Source organism: Pseudoalteromonas sp. PPB1 (genome assembly GCF_015356275.1).
In the GTDB taxonomy this organism is placed as follows: Bacteria; Pseudomonadota; Gammaproteobacteria; order Enterobacterales; family Alteromonadaceae; genus Pseudoalteromonas; species Pseudoalteromonas rubra_D.
Genome location: NZ_JACEQV010000026.1, coordinates 46,738 through 64,816 on the forward strand (window position 1 = coordinate 46,738; position 18,079 = coordinate 64,816).

Here is an 18,079-nt window from a genome sequence, read left to right on the forward strand (position 1 = left end):
CCTCATTATAATTCCATTTCAAATTCGGCGTCAGGGATGGCTTGTTCAGCCAGCAGCCGATCTACGGCGGCAGCAAATTCGGCCAGTACCGGATGCGTCAGTAGGGTGGCCAGTTCAATACTGACCACAAATGCTTTTTCGCACTCGGCGATTAACCGGGCGGCTTGTACGGAAGAGCCACCCAGTTCGAAAAAGTCATGATTGATGTTCAACTCAGACACGCCAAGCAGTCGCTGGCAGAGTTCGAGCACGGTTTGTTCTGTTTGGGTTTGTGGTGCCCGTTGTTCGACCTGAAGCTGATTCAGTTCAGGTTGTGGCAGTTGTTTCAGATCCAGCTTGCCATTTAAGGTCAGCGGGAAGTGACTCACAAACAGTAGGTGTTTTGGTCGCATATAAGGGGGCAGCTGTGCGTTCAGCCAGTTGAGCAAGGTGCGAGACTGTGACTCTGCCACTTGTACGGTGTCATCCTGATTCAACACACAGTAAGCGATCAGTTGTTGTGCATGACCTTGCACCTGACAGACGACGGCCTGAGCTATATCGGGATGCGCCAGCAGTTTAGCTTCAATCTCGCCCGGCTCTATGCGATAGCCATTAATCTCCAGCTGCTGATCGGTACGTGCTACAAACTGCAGGGTGTCTTTATCTACGCGGCGTACTAAGTCACCAGTCCGATACACCTGCTCATGGAGGCGTTGTGAGCCGTGATGTAGTGTGAGTTCGAAGAAGTGCGCTGCTGTTTTATCGGCATTTTGCCAATACCCCAGTCCGGTACTACTTCCTGCACTGTGCAGCTCGCCACAACCACCTGGTGGCACAGGTCGCTGATATTTATCCAGTACATACAAACGGCTATTACGAATAGCGCGTCCTATGGTGACAGGCTGCTGCGGGAGCACCTCGGCCTGGCTGATACAGACACTGGTTTCACTGAGTCCGTATTCGTTGTACAAGGTTTTTGCCAGCGGTATGTGTACCGGATTCAGTGGCGCGCCGCCGACAAACAGGACGTCTAACTCGCACGCCGCCAGCAGATCCGGAAATTGATTGACCAGTACGGTGGGCACGAACGCGACATCGACCTGCTGACGACGCAGGAAATCACATAATCTGGGCACGTCACGACGGATCGCCTCAGGCATGATCTCGAGTCTCGCGCCTGCAGCAAGCGCAGGAAATATCTCTATGATGGACGCATCGAAGACGTATTCTGCATACTGGCTGGCAATCACCTGACGTGATCGACCAATTAAGCGGTGGCTGTACATCATATGTTCTGAGAGATTGATCAAGCCGCGATGGCTGAGCATGGCCCCTTTAGGTGTGCCAGTAGTACCTGAGGTATAAATGAGATAAGCGAGGCGATCAGCGTTGTGGTTAAAGTCGATACAATAAGAGTCGGATTGCGTTTCTGGCCAGTCACGCCAGTGATACAGCAAAGTGGGCACCGTTGACCAGCTTAATGCATCATCACTGAGTAGCAGTGCACACTGTGCCTGCTCCAACAGGGTTTCGCGCCGGGATTGTGGGTGGTTAGGCGATAGCGCGACGAATGCCGCACCTGCCTTGAGTGTGGCCAGCATGGCGATGATCATATCGCAGCCTTTGTGAAAATGCAGCGCGACATGGGCTGGCTCAACACCCGGTGTACCCAGACGCTGATGCAGTGTAGCGGCCAGTTGTGACGACAAGCTATCCAGCTCAGCATAACTCAGTTGCTGGTCTTCAAATGACAGGGCGATGTTGTGTGGTGCACGTTGGCAGGCTTGTGCAAAGCAGGCTAACCAGTTTGTCTGTGATTCACTGTACTGCTGAGCCTGTTGGGCAACGAGTGCCTGAAACTGTATGTCACTCAGTAGTGGACAGTCGCGCACTGCGCGTTCCGGTGCACTCACCAGGTTCTCTAACAGTACCTGGTAGAATGCCAGGAATTGCTCGCAACGAGTGGCATCAAAGCGGGTCGTGGCATAGGTGAACTGCCCTTGCAGCTGAGTGCCGTCGTCTTTAAAGACCATATTCCATTCAAACTTGGCCGGGGTATAGGCGTAATCCTCTGGGTTTTCCTGGATCACTTCAAAGCCATTAAATGCCTGATCCATTGGATTGAACTGGTCCAGAGTGAAGAACAGCTGGAAGAGCGGCGATAAGCCACTTTGTCGTTCAACGTTCAGTGCGTCTGCCAATACATCCGCTGACACACCCTGATGACTTTTGGCTTCATGAACCTGTCCCTGCACTTGTGTCATGAGTGCGGTAAAGCTGAGCGTGCTGTCCAAGCGCAGAGGCAGCGCCAAGGTATTAACAAAGTAGCCCATCAGCTCATGACTATCCGGATGGGCGCGGTTGTCGCTGGGGGTGCCAATGACAATGTCATCCCGGTCAGCCCAGAAGCAAGCAGCGAGCTGAAAACTGCTAAGCAGTGTCGCATACAGACTTACGCCCTGTTGTTGTGCCAGAGTGCGTAATGATTGGGTCAGGATATCGGGTAATGTGAAGGTCAGCGCCCGGCCTTGCGGATCATAGCTGGCACTGCGGCTAAAGTCGCTTTCCCAGGGAGTCAGGTCTATACCGGCAAACGCCTGCTGCCAGTAAGCCAGCTCAGTGCTTTCATCTTGTTGACTGCGCCAGTGCGCGTAATCCCGATAGGTCAGTGCTGGAGGCGTGATAACTTTGCCAGCCATTTGCTGATCCAGCTCATGAATAAAGCGTTCGACTGACCAGCCGTCAAAGGCGATATGATGAAACACCAGTAGCAGTCTGTAGCTAGGCAAAGGCCCAACGCGTAACTGTGCCACTTTCACCGGAGCAGAAGTGTCCAGTGCAAACGGTGCATTGACAAATTCCTGCAACCCTCTGTCATCATTGCCGCTCACAGCCAGTACCTGACAGGGGATGGGATAGCGAGTTTGGCTAATGTACCAGTGCCCTTGCTCATCCTGTTCGTAGCCTTGTTGTAACACCAAATGTCGGCTGATCACCTGTTGTACCCCCTCCATCAGGGCCTGCTGATGAGCGAGGGAGTCGCAACCCAGCATGAGTGGGATATGATAGGCACCGGCGGTGGTGGCAAGACGCTCACTTAGTAGCATGGCCTGCTGTTGCGGGGTGACGGCGACGCGCACAGTAGGATCAGTGAGCACGGGGATTGGCTCAATATTATGTTGAGAATCCAGGTTAGCCAGCAGCGCAGCGGGTGTCTTATGGGTAAACAGTGCTTTGAGTGTGACCGGCAGTGATAAGGTACGCTGCATTTTGGCAACCAGCGTCATCGCACTGAGTGAATTGCCACCCAGAGCAAAAAAGCTGTCATACATCCCCACTTGCTCCACTCCCAGATGCTCAGCCCACAGTGCACACAGATCTTTTTCCAGCGGGCTTTGCGGCGCGACATAGGTGGTGCTGATGCTGACGTCCAGTGGCGTGAGGGCTCGGGCATCGACTTTACCAGATGGCAGCAGAGGTAAGGTCGCACTACATTGTATTGCCGCCGGGTGCATATAGTCTGGCAGGCGCTCACTCAGCCAGGGTAATAACTGCTCGAGCGTTAGGGTGCTGTTGGTGCCGAGATACGCAACCAGTGCAGGTCCCTGAGCCAGTGTCTGTACTTTCACACAGGCTTGTTCAATGTCGCCATGTTTTAGCAGCACGACTTCAATTTCGTTGAGCTCGATTCGATATCCCCGGAGTTTGACCTGCGCATCATTACGGCCCATAAATTCGAGGTTGCCACAAGGCAGACGACGCGCCATATCACCAGTGCGGTAGGCACGTCCGGCCGCGGTGGTGATAAAACGTGCTTCGGTTTGTTCTGGCAGATTGAGATAGCCGCGGGCAATACTGTGGCCCCAAATGAGTATCTCACCAGGACAGCCCACTGGCAGCGCACTTAAGGTGTCATCGACGATGTCGATGGTGACATGGCTGAGGGGCTTGCCAATGGCTTTGAGGTTTTGCTGTTGGGCAAACTGGGTATGGACTGTTGCTGTTACCGTGGCTTCTGTGGGGCCATATTCACTGAACAAGCGCTGCTGCCAGGTATCGATCAGACTTTGACTACAAGACTCTCCACCAAAAATCACACGCCGGATGGCGCTGGCCTTACCGCAGTGACCTATGGTCTGTAAATGCGATGGCGATGCTACCAGGTGGGTGACTTCCCGGTCGAGAATTTCTTCTCGCATTGCCAGCGGGTCGTTACAGCTGCGTTCGCTGGGAATGATCAGGCAGGCGCCATTGAGCAGAGTCATAAATAGGGGTTCGACCGAGGCATCAAAAAAGTAAGGCGGTAACCAATAGGTCCGCTCGTCAGCGTCGAATTGATAGACCTCTGAGATACTATGCACCAGCGCGTCAACGTGGCCATGCTCAACCATGACGCCCTTGGGTTGTCCGGTACTGCCTGAGGTGTAAATGACATAGGCAAGTTGCTCAGTACAGCCTTGCGGTAACGCATCATCCGCCGGGCCTGTTAGCAGTGCCTCTGTTGTGACCACAGGCAAGGCACTCGGCTGCGCCAATTGCTGTGCCTGTGTGGCCAGGTGGGGAAGTGTCAGTAGCAACGCCGCGCCACAGTCGCTGAGAATAAACTGATTACGGCTACTGGCCTGGGTCGGGCTCAGGGGCACATACGCTGCGCCAGCAGCGAGGGTGGCTAGAATAGCGGTGACCATCTGAGGGCCACGGACAAACATCAGCGCGACTTTGGGGTCGTCATGATGGGCAATCTGAGCGCGCAGATGAGTGGCCAATATCCTGACTTCCCGAGCCAATGCTCGATAGCTCACCGTTTGTTCCTGGTAGATAAGTGCTGTGGCATCAGGGGTCTTTTCTGCTTGCTCGATAAAGCGTTCATACAGGTGCTCATACACCGGCTTTTCAGCACTCAATACGTTGCTTATGGATTGTGCCTCAGGTACATAACTGTGTGACTGCAAAGGCTGGTGGGGCGCGGCCACACAGGATTCAAGCAAGTGAATAAAGGTCTGACGAAAGGCATCAATGTAAGCATGACTGAAGCGGTTTGGGTTGTAATCAATCTGACCTGAGATAATCTCTTCGCTGTCATCCAGTGCCAGCAACAGGTCAACCTTAATAGGCTGATACAATTCTTCATCACTGAGTAGCGGGCTGAGCGCAAAGGGTAATGACAGCGCGGGGTCGAGCTGACTGGCCAGCTTTTGCACACTGAACATGATTTGCAGCGCACTTTGCTCGCGGTCGTCCTGGGCAAAATATTGAACCACTTCGTCAAATGGCAGATCTTGATGTTGCTTGGCCTGATGCAGGTTTTCTTTCACCTGCGAGACCAGTTGCGCGAAGCTGGCTTGTTTATCCAGTTGTGCCCGCAAGGCCAGGGTGTTGACAAAAAAACCAATAATATCCTGCGTCTGAGGATGATCCCGGTTGTCAGATGGAACGCCAAGCAGCACATCATTCTGATTGGTGAAGAGCATCAGAGTGTAATAATAGGCACTGAGCAACACACTAAATGGCGTTGCACTGAGGTTGCTGGCCAGCTGACGGATCTGCGTGCCGAGTGAGTCGGGCAGAGTGAAGTATAGGTTGCTGCCGCGTGTCAGTGGTGTACTCAGCGGCTCACTCAGCGTCTTTGGCAGTCGGGTTGGCAGCGCGCCTTTTAAGTATGTTTGCCAGTAATCATGGGCTTTTTGTTGGTCCAGATCTCGGTGCCAGGCCGCGTAGTCAAAGTACGATAAGGGTGACGTTTGTTGCACAGCCCATAGGGGATCACCCAGGGCCTGGCCCAGCTCAGCAAAAAACAGCTGCATTGACCAGCCGTCAAAGGCAATGTGATGCCATAAAAACAACGTGTAAGTGGTTGATACACAGTGATAATGCACCACTCGCATGGGGGCGTCCTGAGTTAGATCAAACGGTGTCAGCACCTGAGCTTTCACCTCTGCTTTGAGTGTCTGGTGATCTGCGCATTCATGCTGCTCTGAGCGCCATATCGTGCTACGAGGCTGGCAATAGAGCAGGTCGTCATGCTCTACAATCTGGCTGTTTAAGATCGGATGACGCACCGTCAAGGATTGAATCGCGTTATCCAGTGCTGCAATATCAACGGGATGCGTGTGCTCAACCAGCATCGGAATATGATAGGCACAGCGCTGTGGCTGCATTCGGTCAACAAATAAGAGTCTTGCCTGGGCATTCGACAATGAAGACAGCTGCAACACAGACCAGTTTAAAAAGGCCTGCTCCGAATGTATCTGATGCTCTTCAAGCAAAGCCAGCAAGCAAGGCTTGTTGGCTTTTAACTCGGCAATCAATTCTGCTGCGACGGTTTCCTCATATCCCAGTGCCAGCGAATTGTTGTCACCCAGCCAGACCCGCAGGCCTTGCGCATGTAGTTTTTGAACAAAAGATAACATATTAAAGCTCCATGACCTGCTTTGCGCTGGTCTGTGTTGCACGCTGTGAACGAACGATGGTATTTACCTGAGTGCTGCTCAGGTGCTCAGCCAGGGTGGCAATATTTGGGTAATTCAGCAGGGCTGATAGCGGCATTGCCAGCTGCATAGACTCCTGCGCTTCGCGTACCAGCTTGACGGCCAGAATAGAGTTCCCACCTAGCTGGAAAAAGTCATCCTGGATCCCCACCTGACTCACCCCCAGGATCTGTTGCCAGAGCTGGCAAAGCTGCCGTTGTAATGGTGTCTGAGGGGCGACATAGTTACTCTGACTGGTCAGGCTGGGCGCCGGCAATGCTTTTTTATCCAGTTTGCCATTGACGGTGAGCGGAAATGCGTCCAGCGCAATCAGCTGGTCCGGGATCATATAATTAGGCAGACGTGTCGCCAGGCGTTGACGCAGCGCTTCGCACTCACTGGTATGCACGGCAGGAACTATGTATCCCACCAGTGCTGTTTGCCCCTGATTGTCATAAGTCAGTACGCAGGCTTTTGAAATTTCGCCGAAGGTCAGTAACTGCGCTTCTATCTCACCCAGCTCTATCCGGTGACCCCGGATCTTGACCTGATCGTCCAGCCTACCCAGATATTCCAGATGTCCGGTTGGGAGCAGGCGTGCTTTGTCACCGGTGCGATACACCCGACATTCACGCTCGCCCAGGGTCAGGGTAAAGAAGCGCTCTGCGCTTAGCGTATCACGGTTCAGGTAACCCGCTGCCAGGCCTGCGCCGGTGATATAGAGCTCACCCGGGCAACCTACAGGGACAGGGCGATGTTGCTCGTCCAGCACCAGCGCCTGCATGTCGGCAAGCGGCTGACCGATGTCGGCAATGTGACGTGGCATAGTAGCGCTCAGAGTCAGCGCGGTGACGTGTACTGTGGTCTCGGTGATACCATACATATTGACCAAAGTGATGCGGTCACCATATTGCTGCCACCAGGGCGCCAGCTTGCTATAGTTCAGTTGCTCACCGCCAAAAATGACATAGCGCAATGTGTTGAGCGGCATCTGAGCGGTGCTGGCGATGTCGGCAAAAGTATAAAACGCACTGGGCGTCTGGTTGAGTACGGTGACGCCAAATTGCTGACATTGCTCGACAAATTGCATACTGTCGCGGATCTCCAGATAGTCCGGAATAAACAGCTTGCCACCATAGGCCAGTGCGCCCCAGATCTCCCAGACACTGAAATCAAAGATATAGTCGTGGTATAGCACCCAGGTATCTTGTGTTGAAAAGCTAAAATGCTGTTCGGCTGCGCTTAGCAAACGGGCGACATTGCCATGGGTCTGAACCACGCCTTTGGGCTTGCCTGTGGTGCCAGAGGTATAGATGACATAGGCTGGATCTACGCCTGTGATGGAGCTGGTGGGCGATGTGTCCGGATAGCTGAGCAGGGTTGCCTCATCCTCAAGGAAAAGGGGAGTCAGGCGCGGTGTATTCAGGTCATCAATGAGTTCACGATAGCTGATAACGACCTGTACCTGAGCATCCTCGAGAATAAAGCCATTACGACTGACGGGCGCACGTGTAGACAGCGGCACATAGGCAGCCCCCGCTTTTAGTACGCCGAGAATCGCAACCAGGGTATCCGGGCCCGGCGGTAAATATAGCCCGACAAACTGACCGGCCACATTTTGGGCCATCAACCAGTGTGCAAGCCGGTTCGCGCGACGCGTCAGCTGATCGTAACTCATGGAGCCTGTTGAGGTGAACAAGGCGGTATTGCCGGGTTGGCGCTGTGCCTGTTGCTCGAATAAGGCAGTCAGACTTTCACTGGAGTGCAACGGAGTCGTGAGCGGTTCAGGCTGCGTTGCCGCGGGTGCCAGTGCAGCCAAAGGTTGAGACAGTGCGGATGGAGACGTGCATGTCACCAGTTGCGCTAACAGGTGAGCAAAATTGTTGGCCATAGACTCAATAAACCACAGATCATAGCGACTGCGGTCATATTCCCATTGCATGACGACTGGGCGGTCTGGATCCTGACTGTGCATGTCCAACATCGCAATATTCAGCTCGAATTTAGCATCCTGTGCTGGTGCCCCCTGATCAAGTTGAATGTCCTTGAATGTATCCTGGGGGGTTGCGGGCAGTGGCGTGTCCTGGAAGGTAAAACATACCTGAAACAGCGGGTTTACGCCGGGAATACGTGGCACATTGAGTGCATCAACCAGCGCCGGGAAGGGGAAAGCCTGGTTTGCTTGTGCTTCTACGCATACCTCAAAGCTCTGCTGGATCAGGTCATTGATGGTGGTCTGCGGATCACTTTGTAAGCGGTGTACCACCGTATTCACCAGCATACCCATGGTGGCTTCAAGCTGAGGGTGATTGCGATTGGCCATGGCTGAACCAATACAGATATCCTCATCTCCACTGAAGCGCGACAGTACGACATATAATGTGGCCAACGTAGCCGAAAAGGGGGTTATCTGATTGCGCTGACAAAATTGCTGAAGCTGTTGCCAGACACGTCTGGGTAGTTCAAGACGAAAGGTATCGGCGCTGACGGGCACATCTTGTGCCAGCTGTGAAACAGGTAAATTGATACGCGGCGGAGCGGATTGTAACTGAGTCTGCCAGTACAAACGTTGCTGCTGTGCCTGTTCGCTGTCCAGCCACTGGGCCTGGTGGCAGGCATAGTCGGCATATTGGATGACATCGGGCATTGTGGCAAGAGATTCGCCATTGTTGAGCTGGGCATACAGGGCCAGTAATTGTGTTGCAAACTGATTGGCTGACCAGCCGTCATGGATCAAATGGTGCTCTACTTGCAGCAAGACGTGCTTTTCAGTATCCAGTTTAACCAGTGTCCAGCGTGCCAGTGGCAGGCTGTCTAGCTTGAATGGGGCATTAAGCCGGGCCAAATGCTGGGTGATCTTCGCCTGGGCGTCCTGTTCACTCAGATCACTGTAATCTAAGACTGGCAGTTCAGGGACACAATGCGGGTGGATATGCTGAAGTGGCTCGTGTAGGTCAAATGACGTTCGATAAATTTCGTGGCGCTGAACTAACGTACTGAGTGCACCTTGTAGTGCCGCCGGGTCGAGTACACCGCTCAGCGTCAGGCGGCTGACCGAGTGATAGGCGAGATTATCGGGTGCCTGGCGTGCTAAAAACCACAGCCCACTTTGTTGTGCAGACAGAGGCGCCGTGTGTTGATAGTGCGCTGCGCGCGGGACAATGTCGACGGGCGGACGGGTGTTGTGAGTCAGTAACGCCTGCCAGATCTGCGCCGGGGTACGCAAGCGGTAAATCAGCTGGGTATCCAGATGCAATTTAAGCTGTTGCTGAACTTCATTGGCGATACGGATAGCAGAGATGGAGTCACCACCTTGTTCAAAGTAATCACTGTGCCAGTGTAGCTCTGCCGGGCAATAGCCCTGCATCAGGGTCAAAAAGGCGTGCTGCGTATGCGATAACTGAGCATCCTGATGGGTGTGTTCAACTTCAATAGGTAATGCCGCCAGTGCGCGTTTGTCCGTTTTGCCATTTTCTGTCATCGGCAGCTGACTGAGCAGCACGATCAGGTCGGGCTGCATATAATCTGGCAGAGTGCGGCTAAGGTGGTTGGCGATGTCTTGAGTCTGAGTTGCTTCATCGTGCTGTGTCACGACATAGGCGGCGAGTAAGCGACGATTGCCCTGTTGTTTGATAACGCAACTGACCAGTTTGACTGTGTCTAAAGTGGCGATGGTTTGTTCGATTTCCTCGAGCTCGATACGAAAACCGCGTAGCTTGACCTGACCATCGTCACGGCCGGCAAAATGGTACTCCTGACCATCAAAGGAGGCTAAGTCGCCTGTTTTATATAAGCGGCTGAAACCGCTGGCATCGGACTGGGGGTCATAAAACGGGTTGGCGATAAAGCGACTTTGGGTCAGCTCATCACGGTTGAGATACCCGAGTGCCAGGCGCGGGCTACTAATATATAATTCACCGACCTCACCTTGTGGACAGGGATTAAGCTGGGGATCCAGCACATATAAGCGCGTATCATTGAGCGGCTGGCCAATATTCAGCTCACTGTCTTGTGGTGAAAAGCGATGCAAGCTGGTTGCAACGGTGTTTTCTGTCGGGCCATACCCATTATAGATCGCGGTGATCTGGCTGTAAGCTTCGAGCATGGCTACGTTGGGTGTCTCACCGGCCACGATCAGACATTTGAGTGCGCTGAGTTGTTGCGGTGGAATTAATGCCAGCAGTGCAGGCGGAATAGAGGCAAACTCGATGTCATTTTGCTGTACCAGTGTGCTCAAGGCTTGCGCATCTTTGCGCTCATGCTCGCTGGCAATATACACGCTTTGGCCTAGTAATAAATGGACGAACAGTTCGAATACGCTGGCATCAAAAATGTAAGAGGCAAATAGCAAGGCGCGCTGATACTGTGGCGTGTTGAACGCGTCAATATGGGTGTCGGCGAGGTGTAAAATATTTTGCGCCGGGATCTGCACGCCTTTGGGTTGCCCGGTTGTTCCTGAGGTATAAATCACGTACCCTATCGCGTCTTGCGTTTGTGCGGGGGCTGTGTCGAGTGCCTCACGGGGGCTGAGGGTGTCCACGCACAGCTGCGGGCGACCCGCAATGGCGTCAACCTTACTGAGGTGACTGTGGGTTAGGATCAAAGCTGGCTGGCTATCTTGTAAAATAAACTGGGTCCGTTGCGCCGGTGCATCGGTAGAAATGGGAATATAGCCAAGCCCGCAATGCGCAGCCGCCAGCATACTGACAACCATATCAATGCCGCGCTCGTGATAAAGTGCAATGTATTGAGAAGAAGGGGCTGTTTCTGCCTGTTCACACAGTTGCAGACGAATGTGTCCAGCAAGGAAAGTAACCCGCTGTGCTAATTCTTGATAGCTGATATGATTATTTTCATAAATAAGCGCAGTTCGATTCGCATATTTGCCATAAACTTGTGAGAGAGTCTTCGCCAGTGGTGGCATACCACGGTCTGAAAAATGCTTCGTGTTCACGTCTTCTAGTCCTTCGCTAACATGTTCAACTTGGTTGCGTGTGAATTATGTACACCAACTGTGTACAAATTGTGTCTTTATTGTTTTTTTTTGGATATTTTGACGCTTTTTTTTATGCTGGCGGTATTGCAATTTGTGTTATTTTGTCGGTCACTTTTGATATTCATCGTTACTTAGGAATAAATCATGAAAATTAAGCGATTGGGCACGCCATTTAGTGCGACTGCGTGTAAGGTGCTGTTATGTGGCGGCGGAGAGCTGGGTAAAGAGGTGGTGATTGAGTTCAAACGTCTGGGCGCAGAAGTGGTGGTGTTAGATAGGTATGATAATGCGCCAGCGATGCAAGTGGCTGATCGCAGTTACACTTTATCTATGCTGGACGGTAATCAACTGGCTGCAATTATTGAGCAGGAGCAACCAGACTATATTGTGCCAGAGATCGAAGCAATTGCGACCGATACATTAGTGGCGCTCGAGCAACAGGGGTTTACTGTGGTGCCTTCTGCAAAAGCGACACAGCTCACTATGAACCGGGAAGGGATCCGTCGTCTTGCAGCCGAAGAACTGGGTCTGGCAACTTCGCCGTATCGATTTGTCGACACACAGCAGGAGTTTGTCCATGCTGTTGCTGAGATTGGCATGCCCTGTGTTATTAAACCTATTATGAGCTCCTCGGGTAAAGGACAAAGTGTGGTGCGTAGTGAGGCTGATCTGGAAGCCGCCTGGAACTATGCGCAGCAAGGTGGACGCGCAGGTCAGGGCAGGGTGATTGTGGAGGGTTTTGTTGATTTTGACTACGAAATTACCCTGCTGACAATTCGCCATATTGATGGCACCAGTTTCTGTGAGCCGATTGGGCATGTGCAGGAAGGTGGAGATTATCAGCAAAGCTGGCAACCACAAGCAATGTCTGAGTTGGCATTGTCGCGAGCCAAAGCGATGGCAGAGCAGATCACAGAAGCACTCGGCGGACGCGGGCTGTTTGGGGTCGAACTGTTTATCAAAAACGATGATGTGTATTTTAGCGAAGTCTCACCGCGGCCTCATGATACTGGCATGGTGACCCTGATCTCTCAGGACCTCAGTGAATTTGCCTTACATGTGCGGGCGATCCTGGGCTTGCCAATTCCCAACATTCAATGTCACGGCCCCTCGGCATCCAGTGTTATACTGGTCAACGGTACGTCACAGCAGCTTAGCTTCACTCAGGTTGCCGAAGCGTTGAGTGAAACAAATACCGACCTGCGTTTATTTGGCAAACCTGAGGTGGTGGGTCAACGCCGGATGGGTGTGGCGCTGGCGCGCGATGCAAGTTGTGATCTGGCTGTAGAGAAAGCAAAAAGAGTAAGTTCAACCATAGGCACGATTTTATGACAAACAAGGTAATGGGCGATCTGGTCGCCGGGTTCTGGCGTTTACTGGACTGGCAGCAAGGCCCAGCCCAGACTCTGGATTTTGTAAAGCAACTGACAGAGCTGGGTGTACGAGATACCGATCATGCTGACATTTACGGTCAGTATGAATGTGAAGCGGCTTTTGGCCGTGCACTGGCGTTGCAGCCGTCGGTTCGGGATCAGATCAGCATCATCACCAAATGCGGTATTCGACCTGCGCTTGCCAGCAAAGGGCTTGCGGGTAAGGCGAATCACTATGACTCAAGTCAGGCCCACATTATCGCCTCAGTGCAACAGTCTTTGCAGCATTTTGGCACCGATCGCATTGATACCTTGTTGATCCACCGCCCGGATTATCTGATGGATGCCGATGAAGTGGCTGAGGCGTTTACCCGGCTTAAACAAAATGGTGATGTATTGCATTTTGGGGTGTCGAATTTTACGCCCTCTCAGTTGAGCCTGTTGCAGTCTCGTCTCGATTTTGAGCTTGTGACCAATCAGATCGAGTTTTCACCTTATGAAATGAAAGCACTGGATGATGGTACTTTAGACCAGTGTCAGCAGTTGCGTATACATCCTATGCTGTGGTCACCGCTGGCAGGCGGACGTATATTTGCCGAGGCAGATGCCAAAGCGCTGCGATTGCGTGAGTGCCTGAGTGAAGTGGCTGAGGAAGTGGGGGCCAGCGGCATTGATGCGGTGATCTATGCCTGGTTGCTGATGCACCCAAGCAAACCGTCCGTGGTGCTGGGTACCGGTAACATCGAACGAGTGCGCACCGCTGTGGCGGCACGTACGTTGACGTTATCCCGTGAGCAATGGTATCGCATCTGGCAGGCATCGACCGGTCATAGTGTACCTTAATGAGTTAGATTGCCGGACTTAGAGTGTAAAGTCCAGCGCATAACTCACATACGCCTTGATGTCATCATCGGCATCAAGGTCTGTCTTCACCAGTCCCAGCGTGAGTCCGCCCGTGCTCAGACTGACGCCATAATCCATGTAGCTGTCATCCTCACCCGTCCATTCCATGACAGTATCGCCACTTGAACGACCGAGGTGCAGGCCCAATTCAGATTCAGAAAACACCGCAAACGCCGCGTTGAGTTCCAGATATAGCATATCCTCTTCCGTGCTTGAGTCGCTCTGTGCAGTGGTCAAGTGACTGAGTTTGACAGTGAAATACTGCCAGCCAACCGAGGCATAGAGTTCACCAAAGTCGATGTCGCCAGCTGCATCCGGATAGGCATAATGAATGTAACCCAGATCATAACTAAGCTGTTTGAATTCGCCGCTGAAGCCCGCGTAGAGATCCAGCTCATAGCTGGTACTGGCTGTATCGCCAAAGTCCACGTTGGACGCCCAGGCACCAAGATAAAATCCTTTCCCGCTGTCATAGTCCAGCCCGCCAGAGACGGCGGCACCATCATCCGATTGGGTGATCCCGCGCCAGAAATAATTGGAGCTGGCGGCCACATTGGCGCTAACGGAAGCTGACGTATCGGCCAATGCCAGTGGGTGAGCGAGTAGCAGTGAGATTGCACAGATTAATGAGTATTTATTGTTCATGTAGAGTCCTCTGGAGCACAAAGTGGTTGTCGCCCGGGAGGTTGCAATGGCTAAGCCAGCCTTGAAGAAAAGACGAAGTTCTAATTTACTATCTTGATTTAAATGAATATATTTTCAATCAGGCAGCGTGCTTAGATAAGGGGAAAAAGGCTGGATGCACGCCGCTGGTGCATTTTTGTTCGCCGTTGCACAATGATCAGGCAGATTATAACTACCTGATCATAGGGACAAATTGTTCGGTTACCCGAAAATTGCGCGCATTAGTGAAATGGTTTCGTCGACGCTACGGCCTTTTTCTACTTCAGCGATGATAGAGTCGCGCTTGGCACGAATATGTTCAGGAATGCTGTCGTCACTCAGAGCCCGATCGACTAAGGTCTCTGCTGACTCTTTGCTGCGGCGGGTGGTTCTGGTGGTGCTGCCAGAACTTGTCCGTTTTGGCTTATTTAACAGCTTATAGTAGTTGGAGCTTTGTGGCGTGTCTTTGTCCGCATAGAAAAAGAAGCATGGCAATAAGGCTTTAATGGCGCGCAACCTGGCTTCAAACTCGTCTGCAGCATTGCCCGTTGCAAACCAAGGCATCTTATTAATGGTCACGACAATATCCTGCCAGTAACGTTCGAAATCTCGGTTTGTTAGCTTAGCAATGCCGAGCGCCTGACACAGGGCGTCCAGTTTGCTGTTAACCAGCGGAGTAAATACATCCGGGCGGCGCATCGCAAGCAGGCGAGTGGCAGGCGCCAGAGTCGGTTTTTCGTCGCTGTGACTGAATGCCATCAGGTAAGCCAGTACAAACTCCTGATAGTGCTGCTGAGTGACTTCGCCTTCGAGCGGAATATGAGCCAGTGCCGTATCAAACTCACCGGGCAAGTCAGCCAGGAGTTGATGGAATCCTTTGGCACTTTTGGTTGAGGCAAACCACTCCACATCGAATTGATATACACCGGTATCCAGGCTGGCAGCATGTTTACCACTGAATGCTAGGCGGTCTTCGTTGATCATATCCTGCAACGGCGTAGCACGTAACGCAGCCAGGTAGTCAATGAGCTTGAGCTGTTCTGTCAGTGCCAGCTCTGATTCACGTTGACGAATGAATTCGCAGATCATCGGCCAGGGCGCAATACGCAGTGTTTTTAGCTGCAAAAAGCTGATAGCGCTGATCAGCATGTCCTGAAGTTTTTTCACAATAGGCAACTGATGATCGTCCAGCAGCTCAAAATTAATGCGGTTCTTAGCTACATCCAATAGCTCATAGCACCATCCCAGAAAGTCTTCTGGATGATTTTCAACCTTAACGGCCATCAGGTTGAGACTGATCTCGGTCGCCTGTTTCAGGATGTTCTGGTAAATCTGACTTTCTTGTTCGCCCAAAGCCATATTCGACGGTGAAATGAGCAGCTTCTTCATGTCGCAGCGGTTCTCCAACTAGAGGGTTAATTCAGACTATTCAGTTTAGCGAAAGGTCGGTAAAACTGACAAGGGCGTGGATCATACCGGGATCTCCAACAAGTGCAATGCGAGATATGGCGGATTGAAAAATCTTCCGGGGTGAAGGTGAATTTATCAACCAAATCGCTATCATAGAATGAGTCTTAGATGATTTATAAAGGAAGAGATATGAAACGCGTGCTCAAATTGGTCGGCGCACTGATACTTGTGTTGGTGATTGCTGTTGTGGTCGCCCCCATGCTGATCCCGACCTCGACCATTATTGCGCAGCTGGAGCAACAGGTCGAAGCAAATACCGGGCGTAAGCTCGACATTGCAGGCGACAGTGAGCTCAGTATTCTGCCGCGCCTGAATATTGTCCTCAACGATGTTCGCTTTGAGAACATGCCCGGGGGCAGTCAGCCACATATGCTGACGATGGACCAGTTGGCTGTGCACATTCCCTGGGTTTCTCTGTTTTCAGGGGAGTTCCAGTTAGAGCAGTTTGTGATCCGCAACCCAAAAATTCTGCTTGAAAAGAACGCTGCGGGTCAGGCCAACTGGGTCATGGCGTTAGGCAAAGGAACCGCATCAGATGCGCCAGCAGAGCAGGCTCAGAGCGCGTCGGGTCCTGTGGTACTGCCAACAGGATTCGATATTGCGCTGGGTGAGGTTGCTATTTATGGGGGAGAGCTGATTTACGCCGATGCCACATCAGGTACGCGGCACGCAGTCTCAGACCTGGCACTGACCATCACACTTCCCTCCTTGTATAAGGCGCTGGAGTTAAATGGCAAGGTGGCCTTTCAGGGAGAAACGTTTGCGCTCAATATGACGGTAGATACGCCCGCGAAAGCCATAGAAAGTAAAGACTTTAGCTTTTCTCAAGCGTTGGAGTCGCGTCTGGTGAACATGACCTTCGATGGCCAGATCACTGAACAGGGTAAGGTGTTCGGTGGGGCACTGACGTTATCTGGCGATTCAGTGAAAGACATTGCCCAGTGGCAAAAGGTTGACCTGAAAGCGAAGCCTCAAGCGTTTAATCAGTTTGAAGTAGCCGGAGAAATGCGTTTTGCCAGTAACGTATTTGCACTGCAGTCTTTAAAAGCCAAACTGGACAAGCTGGATGTTCAGGGACGCAGTGAGATCACATTAGGCGAACGCCTGAGTGTGAATGCGGATGTGGATTTAGGGATGCTAGACCTCAACCCGTATTTACCAGAGCCGGTTGAGGCACCTGAGCAGCCTAAAAGCGCACCGGGTGAACCACAGCCCATTGTCTGGGATGACAGTGAAATTGATCTGTCGGCGTTGAATATGCTGGATGCCAACGTTGTGATCCGCTCCAGTGGTTTACGCGCCAGAGAAATTAAACTGGGTGCTAATCAGTTCTCAGTCGCGCTCAACAAAGGTAAAGCAAAACTGTCGATGGATAAGTTTGCAGCCTATGAAGGGCAGGGCAAAGGGGTTGTGCATGTTAATGCCGCGTCTAAACCTTATCAGGTGACCACCAATTTTGCCCTGAATGGCATTAATGCCGAGCCGCTTTTGACCGATGCAATAGGGTTTGACAAGGTATTGGGTAAGGGGAGTCTGAACTGGGATCTCGAAACCCGAGGTGTCAGTCAGAAACAATTTGTTGCGGCACTGGCGGGCGAACTGGCGTTTGAATTTAAAGATGGTGGCGTAAAAGGAGCGAACCTGGCGGAGATGGTGCGCAAAGGAAAAGAAATGCTCAAAGGGAATTTTTCTTCTGTTTCTGAGGGGGTGAACGCCGATTTTGACCCGGATCAGAAAACAGACTTCTCTGCGTTGACCGGAAGTTTCCAGTTCCTTAACGGGGTTGGTCGTAACCGCGACCTGAATCTGGCAAGTCCGTTAATCCGCATTACCGGAGAAGGTGAAGTCGATTTGCCTAAAACGTACGTCAACTATCGGGTCGTGACTGGCATTGTAGATACTATTGAAGGCCAGCAGAGTCAGGATGACAGCACGGGCTTTAAAATACCGGTCAGAATTAAGGGGCCATTCCATCAAGTGGAGACTAAGCTGGATTTAAGTGGTGCGGCCAAAGACAAGGCCAAAGACGCGGTGAAAGAGAAGCTCAAAGACAAGTTAAAGGGCTTTTTTGGCGGATAGTCTCGCTCACACAGGTAATACATCGGGCCTTGCTGTCCGGTGTATTATTCTATTAATTCATGCCCTTAACACTTTCATAAGCATCCTTCAGAAAACCTTCAGTCCCACCACACACGCGGCTTTGCCACACTCACATCAAACTCGTC

General features: G+C 52.0%; 7 protein-coding genes. 3 read left to right on the plus strand and 4 right to left on the minus strand.

Annotated elements, in window-relative coordinates:
• Positions 1-5: 5 nt before the first annotated feature.
• Positions 6-6,392, minus strand: a complete 6,387-nt coding sequence (locus IY568_RS20325; RefSeq protein WP_194868520.1) for a non-ribosomal peptide synthetase — start codon at positions 6,390-6,392, stop codon at positions 6-8.
• Position 6,393: 1 nt separating this feature from the next.
• Positions 6,394-11,403 (minus strand): non-ribosomal peptide synthetase, encoded by a 5,010-nt coding sequence (locus tag IY568_RS20330; protein ID WP_194868521.1) that lies wholly within the window; start codon positions 11,401-11,403, stop codon positions 6,394-6,396.
• A 186-nt stretch (positions 11,404-11,589) separates the two neighbouring features.
• Between IY568_RS20330 and purT the strand changes: the two genes are divergently transcribed.
• A complete protein-coding gene (purT, locus tag IY568_RS20335; protein ID WP_194868522.1) occupies positions 11,590-12,777 on the plus strand; it encodes a formate-dependent phosphoribosylglycinamide formyltransferase in 1,188 nt (395 codons plus the stop codon).
• Positions 12,774-13,661 (plus strand): aldo/keto reductase, encoded by an 888-nt coding sequence (locus tag IY568_RS20340; RefSeq protein ID WP_194868523.1) that lies wholly within the window; start codon positions 12,774-12,776, stop codon positions 13,659-13,661. The genes purT and IY568_RS20340 overlap by 4 nt, the downstream gene beginning before the upstream one ends.
• A gap of 18 nt (positions 13,662-13,679) precedes the next feature.
• Here the strand turns inward: IY568_RS20340 and IY568_RS20345 are convergent, their stop codons facing one another.
• Together IY568_RS20345 and IY568_RS20350 are read right to left on the minus strand one after the other, a co-directional pair.
• A complete protein-coding gene (locus IY568_RS20345; protein ID WP_125564354.1) occupies positions 13,680-14,366 on the minus strand; it encodes a TorF family putative porin in 687 nt (228 codons plus the stop codon).
• A gap of 240 nt (positions 14,367-14,606) precedes the next feature.
• Positions 14,607-15,773 carry a hypothetical protein gene (locus IY568_RS20350; RefSeq protein ID WP_125564356.1) on the minus strand — a complete coding sequence of 389 codons (1,167 nt, stop codon included), beginning with the start codon at positions 15,771-15,773 and terminating at the stop codon, positions 14,607-14,609.
• A gap of 210 nt (positions 15,774-15,983) precedes the next feature.
• Here IY568_RS20350 and IY568_RS20355 point away from each other — a divergent pair, with 210 nt between their 5' ends.
• Positions 15,984-17,933, plus strand: a complete 1,950-nt coding sequence (locus IY568_RS20355; protein ID WP_194868524.1) for an AsmA family protein — start codon at positions 15,984-15,986, stop codon at positions 17,931-17,933.
• Positions 17,934-18,079 lie beyond the last annotated feature (146 nt).

Coding starts and splice junctions, on each gene's coding strand:
- IY568_RS20345 (WP_125564354.1), bottom strand. CDS start 14,366: ATGAACAATAAATACTCATTAATCTGTGCAATCTCACTGCTACTCGCT.
- IY568_RS20355 (WP_194868524.1), top strand. CDS start 15,984: ATGAAACGCGTGCTCAAATTGGTCGGCGCACTGATACTTGTGTTGGTG.
- IY568_RS20325 (WP_194868520.1), bottom strand. CDS start 6,392: ATGTTATCTTTTGTTCAAAAACTACATGCGCAAGGCCTGCGGGTCTGG.
- IY568_RS20340 (WP_194868523.1), top strand. CDS start 12,774: ATGACAAACAAGGTAATGGGCGATCTGGTCGCCGGGTTCTGGCGTTTA.
- IY568_RS20350 (WP_125564356.1), bottom strand. CDS start 15,773: ATGAAGAAGCTGCTCATTTCACCGTCGAATATGGCTTTGGGCGAACAA.
- purT (WP_194868522.1), top strand. CDS start 11,590: ATGAAAATTAAGCGATTGGGCACGCCATTTAGTGCGACTGCGTGTAAG.